At 58.2% G+C, this 15,313-nt stretch carries 9 protein-coding genes and 1 pseudogene; 3 read left to right on the forward strand and 7 right to left on the reverse strand.

Annotation, left to right across the window (positions count from 1 at the left end):
* Positions 1-71: 71 nt before the first annotated feature.
* From HU752_RS18100 to HU752_RS18125, 6 genes and pseudogenes are all read right to left on the reverse strand, one after another.
* On the reverse strand, positions 72-710 hold the full coding sequence (locus HU752_RS18100; protein WP_225920018.1) for an antitoxin Xre/MbcA/ParS toxin-binding domain-containing protein: 639 nt from the start codon (positions 708-710) through the stop codon (positions 72-74).
* Between the two features lie 356 nt (positions 711-1,066).
* A complete protein-coding gene (gmtX, locus tag HU752_RS18105; protein ID WP_186684754.1) occupies positions 1,067-1,744 on the reverse strand; it encodes a gamma-mobile-trio protein GmtX in 678 nt (225 codons plus the stop codon).
* Complete coding sequence (gene gmtZ / locus HU752_RS18110; RefSeq protein WP_186684752.1) at positions 1,741-4,800, reverse strand: gamma-mobile-trio integrase GmtZ; 3,060 nt, start codon at positions 4,798-4,800, stop codon at positions 1,741-1,743. The genes gmtX and gmtZ overlap by 4 nt, the downstream gene beginning before the upstream one ends.
* Positions 4,801-4,817: 17 nt before the next feature.
* Entirely contained in the window at positions 4,818-6,242 is a 1,425-nt protein-coding gene (gene gmtY, locus HU752_RS18115) for a gamma-mobile-trio recombinase GmtY (protein WP_186684750.1), read from the reverse strand.
* 10 nt (positions 6,243-6,252) lie between these two features.
* A complete protein-coding gene (locus tag HU752_RS18120; protein WP_186684748.1) occupies positions 6,253-6,984 on the reverse strand; it encodes a DNA/RNA non-specific endonuclease in 732 nt (243 codons plus the stop codon).
* Between the two features lie 158 nt (positions 6,985-7,142).
* Positions 7,143-7,724: pseudogene (locus HU752_RS18125) on the reverse strand (DNA/RNA non-specific endonuclease); the annotation flags it as partial.
* 391 nt (positions 7,725-8,115) lie between these two features.
* On the opposite strand from HU752_RS18125, the gene HU752_RS18130 reads away from it, so the two are divergent.
* On the forward strand, positions 8,116-9,066 hold the full coding sequence (locus tag HU752_RS18130) for a class I SAM-dependent methyltransferase (RefSeq protein ID WP_186684746.1): 951 nt from the start codon (positions 8,116-8,118) through the stop codon (positions 9,064-9,066).
* Between the two features lie 937 nt (positions 9,067-10,003).
* Positions 10,004-10,885, forward strand: a complete 882-nt coding sequence (rarD, locus tag HU752_RS18135; RefSeq protein WP_186683539.1) for an EamA family transporter RarD — start codon at positions 10,004-10,006, stop codon at positions 10,883-10,885.
* Between the two features lie 216 nt (positions 10,886-11,101).
* On the opposite strand, the gene HU752_RS18140 is transcribed toward rarD, so the two are convergent.
* A complete protein-coding gene (locus HU752_RS18140) occupies positions 11,102-14,011 on the reverse strand; it encodes a hypothetical protein (RefSeq protein ID WP_186683538.1) in 2,910 nt (969 codons plus the stop codon).
* A 333-nt stretch (positions 14,012-14,344) separates the two neighbouring features.
* Between HU752_RS18140 and HU752_RS18145 the strand changes: the two genes are divergently transcribed.
* A complete protein-coding gene (locus HU752_RS18145; protein ID WP_186683537.1) occupies positions 14,345-15,268 on the forward strand; it encodes a hypothetical protein in 924 nt (307 codons plus the stop codon).
* Positions 15,269-15,313 lie beyond the last annotated feature (45 nt).

Here is a 15,313-nt window from a genome sequence, read left to right on the forward strand (position 1 = left end):
CGCGAACAGTCGGTGTACGGAACTAGTACGCAGTAGGTGAACTTAGGGGCATCGGATACAGAGCAGCACGATCAGCTGTACAGACCCTCAGCTAAACGAATAAGCATCTGCTCTATCTGATATGCTCCTGGGCAGCTCCAAAGCAGCTCCCTAGGGCTCCTGCCATTGAGCTGCGTTTTCGGCTTGGAAAGCCACCTTCTGGCCTTCTCATGATCGCCAAAGATTGCCTCCGACATTGCAATAATATGCACTATTCGGAACAACCGATCGCTTTCATCTGGACTCAAACTAGGGTTCTCCTTCCCTCGCACTAATAGCGTCTTACCGGAGATCACCCCCTCCTGCTCAGCCGGGAGAATTATTCCTCGCTCACACAGAGCGTGCATACACGCGATGGAGAAACCCGCCTCAATCAGCGAGTGAATGGCATGCTCCGAAGCGGCAACTGGTATCTGTAGATATGCCTCTAAAGCCTGGCGGTAGGCTCTGTGAGTCTCTTCTCGTAAAGCCACGCCCAATGACCAGGAACATGCCGGAACGCTCGCTAACACCCGCAGCTCAGCAACGCCGTCGACAACCTCAATATTCATACTATCACCGACGGCCAAGCCAGCGCGCCGCAGCAGCTCCGCCGGAAGATGAATGTACACCTCACCACTTTCGTCCGTTGCATAGCGGCATTTGACCGTGAAACGCTCGCGCTCACTCATGATGGTTTGTCCTCGCGTCGTGTGGAGGTGACATCATTATGCTCTCGCCATGCCCCGGACGCACGGTAGCACCGACCAGCACGTCCTGGCCAGACGCAGTGGAAGTCTGGTTTGCACGACTGGAAAGAGTAGCGCTGTAGCAGGCACCTCCACCCGAGTCGTCGACCTGAAAGCAGTTATCAGCCAATTTGTCGAGGCTCATAACGAGCATTCAGCCAAGCCGTTCAAGTAGAATAAACGGCAGAGACCTTATTAGTTCAGCGCATAAGACGAAGCTAAGCCTAATAGAAGATAAACTATTGGATTAACCGCCCAGGCCACTTTGAGAAGATGACAGCTGCGTCAAAATTCAGGTTTCAGCACGACACAAATAGCTTAGTCATAATTTCCATAAAGCCAGGAGACAGCACAACAACTCCCGCATCGTCAACAACACCGCCCCCCACGAGCTGCCAGCCATTTTCTTCGAATCGCTCAGGGCTCAGGTTTTTTTTCAATAGCTCCAGTTCCAGTGTCGTCAGTGGCGGCAAAGACGCCGGCATGAATGGGGTCGCTGCACTGGATTGCGCTGTATCATCAGGCGGGCTGATTGACAGCGCCTTAAAGGCAGACCGGAGCTGATCATTCTGGGCTTTGTAGAGCTTGTTCTCGGCAACGACCTGACGGAACATGGCTCGCGCTGCTGGGTCAGACAAGGATTCCACGGCAGCCTCAAGCTGTGAGCGACTCTGAATTAGCCGAGCGCATCCCCGCGCACCTGCGCATACTGCAAATGCTTCTATAACCTGCCGAAAGTCCCGGCCACCTTCATTCCGCAGAGACTGTGTTTTGGGGCCGCCGGCCTGGGTAAGCTTGCGCCCAACTTCGGCCACTCCATAGTCTCGCCCCCCCTCCTGCCACAGATCTTCCAAAACCTGCCACAACAAATCTAAGTTCTTGCGCTTGTTCTCACGAACCGCTTCACGTTTCAGTGACTGGACTAAGCACAGCGCATCTGCAAATTGCGCTTCAGGTAATCTAGGTAACGTAGTCATTCAGCATTTCCTTCAACAATTACCGGTGTCCCTAGCGAAAACATGGCGCCATCCGATTCTGGAGATCGCCATAGCGGAACAATGCACTCCAATTTACGACTCATTTCAGCCTCGACACCCAACCGCCGTAATGTCTCTTTTCCTGCCATCAACGCATTAGTGGAATCCCGTCCAAGTCTGGCATACATGAAGGCCGCCATCTGATTGCCGGCCTCCAGTGCCGCCTGCTCGTCCAGATCAACAAATACGGGACTGAGCCCGTTACGCTTGAGCATGGCATCGAAGGCACGCATGCGTTTTAGATTGGGCGTTGTAGCATCAATGCCTTCAAAGAAAACGGCGGATTGACAAATACGGTCTACCTGCTCGAACTCTGAAGCCTGCTCCAGAACCGCTTCGACATTGGACAATCCCCCGACAGCGACCAGCGCATATTGCTGGTTGCCCAGCACAGGTTGTTCCTTGCTTGTCCGAACAATGTGTAAGCATTGTTGAATCAAGCGATAAGTTGCATGCCAGGAGTGAGCTAGATTATCGACCTCGTTGGTTCGCTGATCGAAGTGGCTGGCAGCAACAGACAGCTGATGAACTTCCTGCTTTGTGATTGCAGTACCTCTGCCATACTTTACCACGCTGACAGCCTCCAGCGCCTCAAACTTTTCTTTAGCTACCTGGTATCGCTCACTCGCTTCTTTCAGCTTGTAGCCAACATTATCAAAGTAAGCCTGCAACCCAAGTAAGAATGCTGGACCGGTAATAAAAAATCGACAACGTACGCAATTGGTGGCAGCACCTGGTACAGGGCCCCATTTTTGATAAGCCTTTGTATCGACAATAGCTTCACCGCCTTCGTGACATCGATTGCACCCAACAGGGCAAATCCCGTGGTCCCGGATGACCCAGGATGTTGCAGAACTGGTCGTCATGGCGTCCAAGGCGGTCGTCGAGGTGTACGCAACGGCACTGATCAAAGTTTCCCGGGTCCGATTGGCCAACCACGCTTGCCAGTTCATTTGTTCCTGGCTATGTAACTTAAGTTCAGCCGCATTGAGTTGCTCACAAATATGGGTGGGCGAAAACTTCATGTAGTAAATCGTCATTATGACGCTGGCGTGACCCACAACCTTCATGAGCACTTCAGGGGGGACTCCTCCAGATTCGGCCAGGGCCGTAATCAGGGTTACTCGCAAAGAGTGCAAATCATAAACGGGCCTGCTCGCCGAAGTTTTGTCGACAAGCACAATCGACGATCCATCCGGCATCAATTCGCCGGCTGCCGCTAGTCGACGCTCAAGCTCCAAGTTTAAGTTACGCCACAGCGTATTCAATCGGGCATCGGTCACGGGTTGGTCGCGACGCGGCAGACAAGGTTCTCGAAAAAGGAAGCAATTACTGCCTTTGGCCGCCAATGAATCAGTCGTATATCGCGTAGAGATACTGCCATCTTTGATGTCTTGCCACCGCGTCGGGGCATTTATAGGGTTGTACTTCTTCTGCCATTCCCGCAAAGTCGTAAGAAGTTGAATTACTTCGGCATGCTGCCAGGGCATGATGTAGCCAGCCTCAGCACTGGCTTTATTTTGATCCGCTGTTTTGTTGGTGTTAAACCGAAGGAACACAAACTCCTGCCCATCCTTATCTCGGTGCCGGGCAAATACCCCCTTGGCTACAGAACTTTTACCAGTGGGTGCCAAGTGCCCTGTGTTCTTTAGCCAGCTATTGGAGGCTAGGTCATACTCATCGGTATCCGCCTCACCGCTATCGAGCATACGAATCTGAAACGTACGGGCGGGTAACAGCAGTTTCACAAGTAGCGCAATGGCTCGGACGGGGGACCACACATCTTCGTAAAGACCCGTATCAGGATTATACCACCTAAAGGTGTCCCCGCCATGGCCGTTCCAACGAGCTTCTCCGAATTTTCGGGCCCAAGCGAAATCGTCAGCGACCAAAATATCGTGAAGCATCCGTACAAAGCGCGTGGGCATGGCTTCCCGATGTGTTTCGGCAACCCGACTTGGTCGTGATCGCACTTCAATCGGGTTATAAAATCCAGGCAAACGCACCTTGTACCCGTAGTCATCTTCGGAGACACAGCGTGTCTCCAATATGTAGTCGAAAAAGGAGTAAAAAGACGACTCACGGCCTTCATTAGCAAGCCGAAACAAAGCCGGAGCCACATAGTCTCGATGCAGATATTTTTCTGGAACACGAGTTACCTCAGCGTTATCCACTAAGAAATCGAAAAATTTGTTGAGCGGCACCCGATAGCTGGCGGGATTCGATGAAATAGTCGCCATAAATTCGGATGCAAGTAAAACCCACTCAGCCAAGGTAACGTCTTTTTTCAGTGCCCATTGAAACTTGTCATCGCCCCGAACTGGCATACGGCCGAATGAGCCGTAATCTTTCAACACATGGACGACTGTGGAACCGTATTTCAGATACTGAAGCGAAATGACGTCTAGCACGATGCGTGATCGCATTTTTACGTCGAGCACTGCGTCAAAGTAATCCCCAGCCACCTCGGGTGTAAAGTCGCCAATATCACGAGCACCCGCCGATGCCATCGCTAAAGTCATAACACCACGGACTCGTAAACAGCTGCTTTCTTCATTGGTCTCCAGGCCGGCCAGGCTATCTAACATTTCTTGCCGATCAGGTTCCCAACCCCACTTTTTTGTAATTTTGAAGGCCTTTGTGTGCTCATTCGGCAGCAATGGCCATGCCAACAAATCAAAGTGCCATAGCTTGAGAAGCACCTCTCGGACATGCACAACATCATGCGGATTGGGCTTTCGATCCAAATACGAAAGCAGCTTATGCACAAGCGCCATGAGCTGAACCGGCATATCAATATCAGATAGATCTGCTAAGTTTTTCCGGAGGGCCTGGGTGTGGCGAGATTTTGTGGGCGTGTCTCGGATGTGCTGCTCAATGACGCTTGCACAGCAGCGCATTTGCTCAACAGAAAATGTTGGTGGAACGGCAAACTCGGCAGAAGTATTTACGTGGACGGTACGCCCGGAGAGATAGGATTGCGCGGTTCTGAACATAGAGACCTCAGTCATAATTACTTAAACGGAGGTAAGAGCAACGCATGGCTGTTAAATGGCAGGCCAGAAGCAGCCAGCTTTGGCGTAGCTGTCTTGATGACTTCCCATACGTCTGCAGAGCTTGCCTGGGTGTAAACATCTTGAGAAAGAGGTGACACATGGTGCATGGCGACCTGAATTTCTTTCGTAGAAAGCTCTCCTTTCTTTAGCCGCTGACCATATGCGTGCCGATGACCGTGGGGGGAGGTTCCCAGCTCCTTGACCGGCTCCAGCCCAATGCGTCTAACAGCACTCGAATGGCTTTTGCTGAAGCTTCCCACTCCAACGGGCTCTCCGTCCTGCGTAACAAAAAGATATGGGTGGTTCAACGAAAAAGGCCGCACCTGCTGGATGTACGTACGATACAACGACAGAAACAGCTCTCCGATTGACTGAGGAAACCAGAACACTTCAAAAGCATTGCGTGCTCGGTGGGTCAGCAGGGAGTTCTTCCAACCGGCATGCCCTTTTCCTGTCGTCTCAGTTAACGGTAGCCGATTGTATTTGACCTGCAAGTAGTCAGCTCTTGTGCTGCAAATGGTCCTTCCGGTCATGGGGTCCGGGTGTTCGTAGATGCCATCGGATGGATGATGAACCAGAACCCGGGCAGCTTTGGGATTGGATGGGTCAATAAAAACATCATCCACCCAGAGGTGCATAGGCTCACTGACGCGCAACCCACCGTAGTGCAGCAGGAGCGTTATAAGAATGTCCCGGATGTTCCACCGTAGCCAGGGTGGCTTTTGGGAATGGGCACCACTGCGCACAAAACCTTCAAACAATAGACGCTCGATATGGTCTTCAAGAAATGCCGGCGCGCCATCGGCGACTATTGGGACGTCTACCGGCAAGACCACAGTCCGCGCGGTCTTAGCCTTACCGGAGGCGGCCCCTCGACTTTTGGTATGGTTCAGCAGGGATGCTGCCTTTGACGTGTTCCAGCGGCGCCAGAAAGCAATTTGCTCGGCTACCGAGGCAGGTCGGCTAAAGGGATTTATAGCCACATTGTCGTAGCGCTGGTGAAGCCAATCACTTATCTCGCAGACTAAGCCCACCAGTCGATTGACTCGCTGCTGCTTACGGGCATGCCACCAAAGCCCCGTAGAATCATCGCCATCTCGAATCGTGCCGTAGAGAAGTGCATGAGCAAACGAATTGAATAGCCGGCTGCGATCCCCTACCTCAGCAAACTCACTAGCCTTCGCCGCTAGAAAATCGATGAAGAGCCCGATGGCCTGGGCGTAGGTTGCTTCGGTGGAGAAGTCGAGGTTTCTAGCCTGGAAATAATGGAAAAGTGGCCAGACGGGAGTCCCGCTGGCCACGATGAGATGAATGAGCTTCCCACTTCGCTCCGAATCAGCGACTACGAGGCAAAGGTGGGAATGTCCATGTAATGAACGCATGTAGTCAAGGCTATCCTTTCAATTGAACACCCGGCAGGAGTTCAATACCGATGTGATTAACCAATTCACGATAGGATATGGGCTTGGTAACCGCTGCATCATCCTTGTTTTCAACCCAGTAGGCCCAGGCACGCTGAGCATTCGGGTCATAAACCAATTTGAACAGATGCGTCGGCACCCAGACATGCCCACGACCAATCGTCTTGACCTGCCCCTCAAAAGCCGGACCAGTGAATACATAAACATCGCCTTGGGCCCGCATGACGTAATGGCGGGTCGCCGCTTCAACCCGACGCGCCCAAACCCCCCTGTTGTTTTCAGGTGCCTGCGGCACCATATTGGCCAAGGAGAAACTCTGGGCCATCGAACCGGGTGAAGGCATATCGGCCGCCGGAGACATGTGACCACGATCATAGCCAGAACCTCTGTAGTCATCCAGTGAAGCTCGCTCAGCCGAAGGAAGTCGCGCATCCTCATAGAACTTGTTTGTGCGTTCTTCGTCCTTCGCAGCGGCAAGTCGAGCACGATTGAGTCGTTCCACTGTATAGACCGGAGTCTTGCTCTCTCCTGAGCTCAACACTGCAAAAGAGTCAAAGCATATTTCGTGCAGCTTTGCCATGTTTAAAACTTGGGGAACAACCCTCCCTGGGAATTGATCGCGGCACGCATCAAAAGCCGCATGCGCCCCAACAGGAGCGAGTAGAAAGAAAGCCAGGAAAAGAGCGGAAATATTCTTCTTCATATTCACAACCATTAAAAGTATATAGTAATCGGGGTAATTTACATGGTGAGCAGAATAATCTCTTGACCATAAAGTCAAAAAAACAATAGAGAAAGACTCACCCTCGAGAAGAAAAAACAGCTATTAATCCTATATTAAGAGTATTAGTTAGGGGTGACGTTCCAGATCTTGCGGTTGTTGGTCGGGTCCTGCGGCACCATGTTCGACAAGGCGAACGATTGCGCCATGGCGTTCGGCGTCGGCGCATCGGCCGCCGGGGCCTGGTGCCCACGATCGACCGCCGGGTGCTGGGCGCGGTAGTCGCTCAGCTCGGCGCGGCCGCCCTTGGGAATTCGCGGGTCCGGGTAGAACTGGTTGGTGCGCTCCTCACCCTTGGCGTCCTTGAGTTGCGCCGAATTCAGGCGCTCGACCACGACCAGTGGGGTCTTGCTGGTTTGCGAGTACAACACCGCGAAGGTATCGGAACACAGTGCCAACGGTTTCATGCTCGCCGGCACGCTGCCCAGGTTGATCGGCCGGGCGTTGGGGAACAGCTGCGCGCAGCCGTCGAACGAGGCCTGGCGCTGCTGGCTGGAATACAGGTCGAGGGCCGCGCCCTGGCTGATGGAGCCGGAACGATGGCCCTGCTTTTCGTGTTGCGCGGGTGGGTCGAGAAGATCCAGCACGCTGCGCGCCTGCACGGCGCCACTGGTCAACAACAAAAGGGCTGACAGACCGACTGCTAACTTGCCTGGTTTCATGCGTCGCTTCTTTACTCGGGAGGGTCGAAAAAAGTCCTACAAAGCCCTCCAGTGGTCTGTACGGTTAATTGGGATACGCAAATTCGAGTCCAAGGGTTTGCCAGGCAAGGCGCCATGACGAGTCGTAGCCGGGCTACGGCAAGGAATGGCAACGCAGCCTGGCTAAAACTTGGGCCGAAGTTGAGTATGCGAATTAGCCACACAGGCCACTGCTCAGGGCTCGGCGAGGCTTCTACCATCCACAGCGAACAAAGGACAAGAAAATACTTCCACGAGCGTAGGAATCAGCGAAAAGCTGGCAGACTGACAGTATTTAGCGAGGAAAACCCGACGATTTTCCGCGCTTATGGCGTTAAACTGCCGGCCCTTTGAAGCTGCCGACGTTACCCCGATGAATCCGCAAGCCCTGTCCACCCTTCACGACCACCTGCTCGACGCCCTGGCGAACCCGCCCGAGGAAACCCGCCGGCTGTTCCATGGCCGTGGCCGCTGCTGGCCGGGCCTGGAACAGGTGACCGTCGACTGGTTGCAGGGGCTGGTGCTGGTGTCGCTGTTCAAGGAGCCTTCGCCGGCGCAACTGGACGACCTCCAGCTGCGGCTGGAAAACCTGGTCCGCAGCGACGCCTGGGATCGCAGCGGCGCCCAGGCCCTGCTGCTGCAACACCGCTACCTGCCGCTGAGCCCGACCGAGTGGCTGCTGGGCGAGGCCGTGGAGCAATGGACGCTGGTCGAAGGGGGGCTCAAGTACCGCATCGACCTGGGTCGCAAACAGAACAATGGCCTGTTCCTGGACATGCGTTACGGCCGCGACTGGGTCCGTGCCAATGCTCGCGGCCAGCGCGTACTCAACCTGTTCGCCTACACCTGCGGCTTCTCGGTGGCGGCCATCGAGGGGGGGGCCGAGCGCGTGGTCAACCTGGACATGTCGCGCGCGGCCCTCAGCCGTGGCCGTGACAACCACCGGCTCAACGGCCACGACCTGGGCAAGGTGGCGTTCCTCGGCCACGACCTGTTCAAGTCCTGGGGCAAGGTGATCAATGGCGGCCCGTACGACCTGGTGATCATCGACCCGCCGTCGTTCCAGAAAGGCAGCTTCCTGCTGACCAAGGACTACCAGCGGGTATTGCGCCGCCTGCCGGAGCTGCTCGCGGCACAGGGCACGGTGCTGGCCTGCATGAACGACCCGTCGATCGGCCCGGACTTCCTCATCGAGGGCGTGACCCAGGAAGCGCCGGGCCTGCGCTTCGAGCAGCGGCTGGAGAACCCGCCGGAGTTTCCCGACAACGACGCCAACGGCGGCCTGAAGGCCCTGGTGTTCCGTCTACACACTAGCGCAGACTGAATGTCGGGCAGAACACGTTCTTGCCGGCCGCACACTACGTGGCGAGCGGGCTTGCCCGCGCTGGGCTGCGGAGCAGCCCTAAAACCAGTCGACTCGTAGTGCCAGGCACAGCGAGGTCATGGGGTTTGGGGCTGCTCCGCAGCCCAGCGCAGGCAAGCCTGCTCGCCACAACAGCCCTGTGCACCGCACAAGGTGTCGGCCACAATTGTGATAAGACACCACCATTGAACCTTTAAATCCGCCCCAACCGCGAGGCTGTCGTGTCCAGAGGCATCGTTCTATCCGTATCGGCGTCCTGCCTGTTCGCCATCATGTACTCCGATCGTTCCCACGCTCCGCGTGGGCATGCCTCTCGGGACGCTCAGCGTCCGCTCTTGTGACGCACAGCGTCACGGGCTGCATTCCCACGCAGAGCGTAGGAACGATCATGAACTGTCGACCACGATGACTACAAGAAAGCGCGACCCAAAACCTTAACCGATCGTTCCCACGCTCCGCGTGGGCATGCCTCTCGGGACGCTCAGCGTCCGCTCTTGTGACGCACAGCGTCACGGGCTGCATTCCCACGCCGAGCGTAGGAACGATCATGAATTGTCGACCACAATGACTACAAGAAAGCGCGACCCAAAAACCTTAACTGATCGTTCCCACGCTCCGCGTGGGAATGCCTCTCGGGACGCTCAGCGTCTGCTCTTGTGACGCACAGCGTCACGGGCTGCATTCCCACGCCGAGCGTAGGAACGATCATGAATTGTCGACCACAATGACTACAAGAAAGCGCGACCCAAAAACCTTAACTGATCGTTCCCACGCTCCGCGTGGGAATGCCTCTCGGGACGCTCAGCGTCCGCTCTTGTGGCGCACAGCGTCACGGGTTGCATTCCCATGCAGAGTGTGGGAACGATCATTCATCTATCTGCCCACCCGCGAGGCTGTTGTGTCCAGAGGCATCGTTTTATCGGTATCGGCGTCCTGCCTGTTCGCCGTCATGTATTTCTACACGTCCCTGCTTTCGCCCCTGAACGGCGAGGACATCTTCGGTTGGCGCATGCTCTTGACCGTCCCCTGCATGACCGTGTTCATGCTGATTTCCGGTGACTGGAAACGGGTTCCGACGATCATTGCCCGCATCATCAAGGAGCCCCTGCTGCTGCTCAAGCTGATCGCCTCCTCGGCCATGCTCGGCGTGCAGTTGTGGATCTTCCTCTGGGCGCCACTCAACGGCCACAGCCTGAACGTGTCCCTGGGCTACTTCCTGCTGCCGCTGACCATGGTGCTGACCGGCCGTATCGTCTACGGCGAAAAGCTCTCGCGACTGCAGGTGCTGGCCGCCCTGCTCGCCCTCGGCGGCGTGCTCAACGAGCTGTACCAGGTCGGCCGGGTGTCCTGGACCACCCTGGTGGTCGCGGCCGGCTACCCGGTGTACTTCGTGCTGCGCCGGCGGACCGGTACCGACAACCTTGGCGGCCTGTGGTTCGACATGACGCTGCTGCTGCCAGTGGCCTGGTGGTTCGTGCACAGCGGCGAACAGGGCTTCGCCGTGGTCGACCAGCGCCCGGCGCTCTATGCGCTGATTCCGGGGCTGGGGTTGATCAGCACCGCCGCCCTGATCTGCTACCTGCTGGCCAGCCGCATGCTGCCCTTCGGCCTGTTCGGCCTGCTCGGTTATGTCGAGCCGGTGCTGCTGGTGTTCGTCGCCCTGCTGCTGGGCGAAAGCATCGCCCCGGGCGAATGGCTGACCTACATCCCGATCTGGCTGGCGGTGCTGGTACTGGTGCTCGAAGGGGTCAAGCGGCTGCTGAGACAGCGCCGGGCGTAGCCACCACGATGCACCTGCCCGGCCCGGCGGACCTTGTGTTCCGACGCAGGGGCTTGTGGGGAGTCCGGGAGATGTCGGCAAGGCTTGCAGGCCTCTTCGCGGGCAAGCCACGCGCCTACGCGGCGGTATCGTGCACCAGACCGGTGTACATCCTGCTCCAGCAGGAGCAGGGCTTGCCCGCGAAGAGGCCTGCACCCGATCGTTGACCGATTGGGGTTAGTAGACTTCCCTGACCACGAAATGCTTCAGCTTGTAGTCGTTGCCCTGCCCCGTGGCCACATGGCTGACGATCTCCAGCAGCACATTGGCCGTTCTCGCCGTGAACGTGCCCTTGATGTTGACCCAGACCGTGGGGCTTACCACATTCACGGGACCGCCCAGCGTTATCCCATCGACTGTCGTCGACAGCCTCGGGACTGCCGGACTGGAATTGGCCCGTTGCACCTCGACATCAAACTCATACTGGTGCCCACGCTCCAGCGTGAAGGATTTGCCCAGGATGACCCCTGCCGATTTCTCGGTATAGGTGTAGTTCCACAGGAACCAATCACCCTTCTCGTTCCTGATCACCAGGTCACGCGGATCGACCGCTGCCGGTCCCTTGGCCCAACCATTCCAATTGAAGTTGATGAAATCGGTCAGGTCATGGAACGGCTTGCGCAAGGTGAGTGAAAGCGTTGGGAAGACAATCGCCTCGCTCTCACGGTCACCGCCATCGGCCGTCACCTTGCAGGTGAACGTCAACTTGCTGAAATCGCGCAACTGCGCCAACGGTGCACGGCGCAACAGGCGATGCAGGCCCGCACTCACGTCCTGTACCGTCACCCGCTCACCCACGATGACATCGATGGCACCCGGTGCGCCATTGTTCAACGTGCCCACTCCCCGCAGCCACACCCTCTGCCCCGGCAGAATGAACCACCAGCGCGGTACACGGATATCGGCATCCGCGGCAAAGGTGCGCAGATCCAGAACCCCCGCGGTCGCCTGCGCCACCACGGGTGTCGGCAACTGGGCGGGAAGCAGGATCTTCAGTTCGAGCGTGCGCGACGTGGCCTCCTTGCAGGCACTGGTCACCGTATAGCTGAGCGGCACGGTCCTGCCCATGCCGACAATCACCGCCTCGCGCGGCACATGGAAGTCGACATACCCGAGAACGGCGTTCCCGCGTTGCGCGACCATCGCCAGGCAATTGCCATCGGGGGCTTGCCAGCACAGCTCGATCGTCTGGCGAACACTCATCCGCTCGTACTCCACCCGTACCGTCACGCCCTCCTGCCCATTGGCAGGGTTCAAGACCCCACCCACCGCCTCGCGCACCGTGGGCTCGGGCAAATCCAGATCGGGCAGCGCCAGGTGCAGCGTCAGGGATGGAAACTCGACGGCCGTGGTTTCATCCACCTGCCCATCGAGGTTGGCCGCGAAGTGCACGTCGATCCGGCTACAATCGGCCAGTTGCATCAAGGCCTGGCGCGGTATGCTGGCGATCATGCCCTCGTCGACCCCGGTGGCGGGCAGCGGTTCACCCTCCAGCACACTGAGCACCTGTGGCGTACCGTCGTCCGCATGGCCTGTCACCCATAGCCAGCAGGCCTGGCCCTGGGCAATGAAGGGCCAGGGTTGCACCGTAGCCTGGGCATCGCCGTCGAAGGTGTTCAGGTCCAGCACACCCTCTGTCGCCTCGGTGACCTGGGGGGCTGGCAGCCCCTCAAGCGCCAGCACCTGTAGCGAGCGCTGCGGCGATTCAAGCGTTTGCCCCCGCCAGGTGACTTCGTAGCCCAGCAACACACTGCCGCCGAGGTTGGCCGCCACCGCCGAAGCGGGCACGACAAAATCGACGTAGCCTTCCAGGCTCCCCGGTTTGGGCGCCAGGGCGGGAGTCCCCGCGCCGGGAGCCCCCTGCCAGAACGGCTGGATCATCTGCCCGTCGTTCATGCCTTCATAAGCGACCCGCAGCGTCGCCCCCGCTTCGGCGTTGATCGGGTTGAGGACCGAATCCACCGCCTCCAGCACACTGGGCTCGATCAGTTCCGGAGCGTCCAGGTACAGCCGCACGCCAGCGACCGGAAAGCGTACCGCCGTGCCTTCATCGGCCGGTTCATGGCGGTTCACGGCGAAGTGCAGTTCGAACAGGCTGTCATCGCGCAACTGCTCCAGCTCATCGCGCGGCAGCGGCACCAACAGCTCCACCGGCGACGGCGAAGGTGGCGAATAGGGTTCGCCGCGCAGGACATCGAAACGGTAGGGCGAACCGTCCGGGCGTACGCCGGTCACGTGCAGCCACATCGGCTGGCCGGGTCGGGCGAAGGGCCATGCGGCCACCGAGCACTGCGGGTCGCCGTTGACCGTACCCAGGTCCAGCAGGCCATCGGGGGCCTCCACCACTTCGGGCGTCGGTAGAGCGGCACGGTCGAGCTTGAGGCTCAAGGACGGGAACAACCGGGGAATCCCGGCTTCGTTCTGCCCTCTGAACGCAACCCGGAAAACCCACAGCAACTGGCTGCCGGAGGGCACATCCGATAACAACTGCGTTGAGAAATGGCGTTCCCAGCCGCGCAACACATCCTCTTCGGTCAGGAGTTGCGCCACCACCGGATACAGAGTGAAACGACGCCCCTCGGGCGTCGTGACATGACAGTCCAGCCAGGCCCGATTCAGCCGGTTGATGAATGGCCAGCGCGGCACCCGGAACGTGAACTCATCACCTTGCAGGGCCGAGGTGTACAGAGTGCCCTCGACGACCTGCGGGACGACCGGTTCCGGCAGCGGCCTGGGCCAGGTAATGATCACCGTGGCGATGGGCGACGGCGTCACCTCTTCATCCCGTGTCACGTTGTAGAAAAACGCCACCACGCCATCGACCCAGTACCCCACGTAGTCATAGGGCACCAGGAACGTGAGGTGGCCATCGACACTGCCGTACTGCGGCGCAATCGGCGCAAACTCCTCGTCGGGGGGCAGCCCCGGCCAACAGAGCTGGATCAGGTCGGTGGCGCGCATATCGTCATAGCGCACCTCGACGGGCGTGCCCTCGGGCGCGACTACGGAAGGGTCGAGGCTGGAACCCTCGGCCTGCAACAGCGTGGGTTTGGCAAGGTCGAGGGCGGCCTGTTTGGTAGGGCTCATCAGGAAGACTCCTGCGCGAACGATGGATGAGTAGGCACTGCCCGAAAACGCCTGAGCATCGTTATGCCCCAACCGGCGCGTGCTGCCTACTGTCAGAAATGACAGTTCGTGCCGCCCAACCGATAGATGGCAGGCGCAAGGCCCTACGACCCACACCGCCAGGTCGCGCAAGGCGCAGCGCACTTGCGCCCATCGCACAACGATCGATACGACCGACAGCCACGCTGCACTTGCCTAGGCTCTGTCCCTCCCATCCTCAGTGCCGAGCCCAGTAACATGCCCGAGACTTCCGTTCAACAAACTGCGCAACACACAGCCAGCACCTCCGGCCCCGTGTCCGAACATGAGCCGGTGCATCAGCTCAGCGTCACCGTGAAGGTGGCCGATGACTACTACGCGGGGACGGACGACCGGATTCTGATTTCCCTGAACTCGCCAAGCCGGGCGGTCCAGCTCTTCGATGGACCGACCCGCGGCCAGAGCAAGACCCTCGAGATCGACATCACCGACATGTTCGGTAGTTCCCCGATCTGCCTGAGCGACCTGAGCGAGGTCTATCTGTACCAGGAGCCCGCCCCTCATCCGCTGTCCAGCGACGCCTGGAAGCTCGAATCGATCATCCTCACCGTCAACGGGCACTACACCAATGATTCCCTGGGCCACATCAACCGCTGGCTGGACGTTCCCAGCCCGGTGGTCCATCCGGTCTGGAGCGGCAGCATCGCCCCCTGCGCCTGGCGCGACACCCGGCACGCCCCCGCCCACTACGGCGACACCACCTACCCGGTCACCTGGCTGCCCTACATCGCCGACCTCAAGTCCTGGCGCAACTACGACCCGGCGACCATCGACGGGGTCGGGCAACTGGTGGGCATGCGCAACGGCCAACTGATCGGCCAGCAACTCAAGGATCGTCACTGCGAAACCCTGGTCCCCAACGGCGAGCACGACAGCTACACCTGGGTCTTCACCCCCGAGGGCGCGATCATCTATCGACTCTGGCAACACCGACAGACCGCGGACTACGTCCGGCACAGCCAACTGGGCAGCGGCAAACCGGTGGTCTGCGCCGGGGAGTTCCGGATCGAGCGAACCCGGAGCGGCAGTGGCATGGTGGACATGATTGCGATGGTCAACGACGCCTCGGGTCACTACAAACCCGATGGAGGAGCGTGCCTGGCGCCGGTGGAGCGGAAGTTGCGGGCCCTGGGCATACCGACGCAGCACATCAGCTGGTCGACAAGAAACAAGGGCTGACCACTCGTCGCCACTGTCATTTCTGACAGGTTCTTTCTACCCCTA

The organism is Pseudomonas vanderleydeniana, assembly GCF_014268755.2.
Classification (GTDB): Bacteria; Pseudomonadota; Gammaproteobacteria; order Pseudomonadales; family Pseudomonadaceae; genus Aquipseudomonas; species Aquipseudomonas vanderleydeniana.

What these genes read in the sequence shown, in the direction of transcription:
- HU752_RS18130 (WP_186684746.1), top strand. Translation starts at nt 8,116, where the DNA reads ATGAATCCGCAAGCCCTGTCCACCCTTCACGACCACCTGCTCGACGCC.
- gmtZ (WP_186684752.1), bottom strand. Translation starts at nt 4,800, where the DNA reads ATGTTCAGAACCGCGCAATCCTATCTCTCCGGGCGTACCGTCCACGTA.
- gmtY (WP_186684750.1), bottom strand. Translation starts at nt 6,242, where the DNA reads ATGCGTTCATTACATGGACATTCCCACCTTTGCCTCGTAGTCGCTGAT.
- gmtX (WP_186684754.1), bottom strand. Translation starts at nt 1,744, where the DNA reads ATGACTACGTTACCTAGATTACCTGAAGCGCAATTTGCAGATGCGCTG.
- HU752_RS18120 (WP_186684748.1), bottom strand. Translation starts at nt 6,984, where the DNA reads ATGAAGAAGAATATTTCCGCTCTTTTCCTGGCTTTCTTTCTACTCGCT.
- HU752_RS18140 (WP_186683538.1), bottom strand. Translation starts at nt 14,011, where the DNA reads ATGAGCCCTACCAAACAGGCCGCCCTCGACCTTGCCAAACCCACGCTG.
- HU752_RS18100 (WP_225920018.1), bottom strand. Translation starts at nt 710, where the DNA reads ATGAGTGAGCGCGAGCGTTTCACGGTCAAATGCCGCTATGCAACGGAC.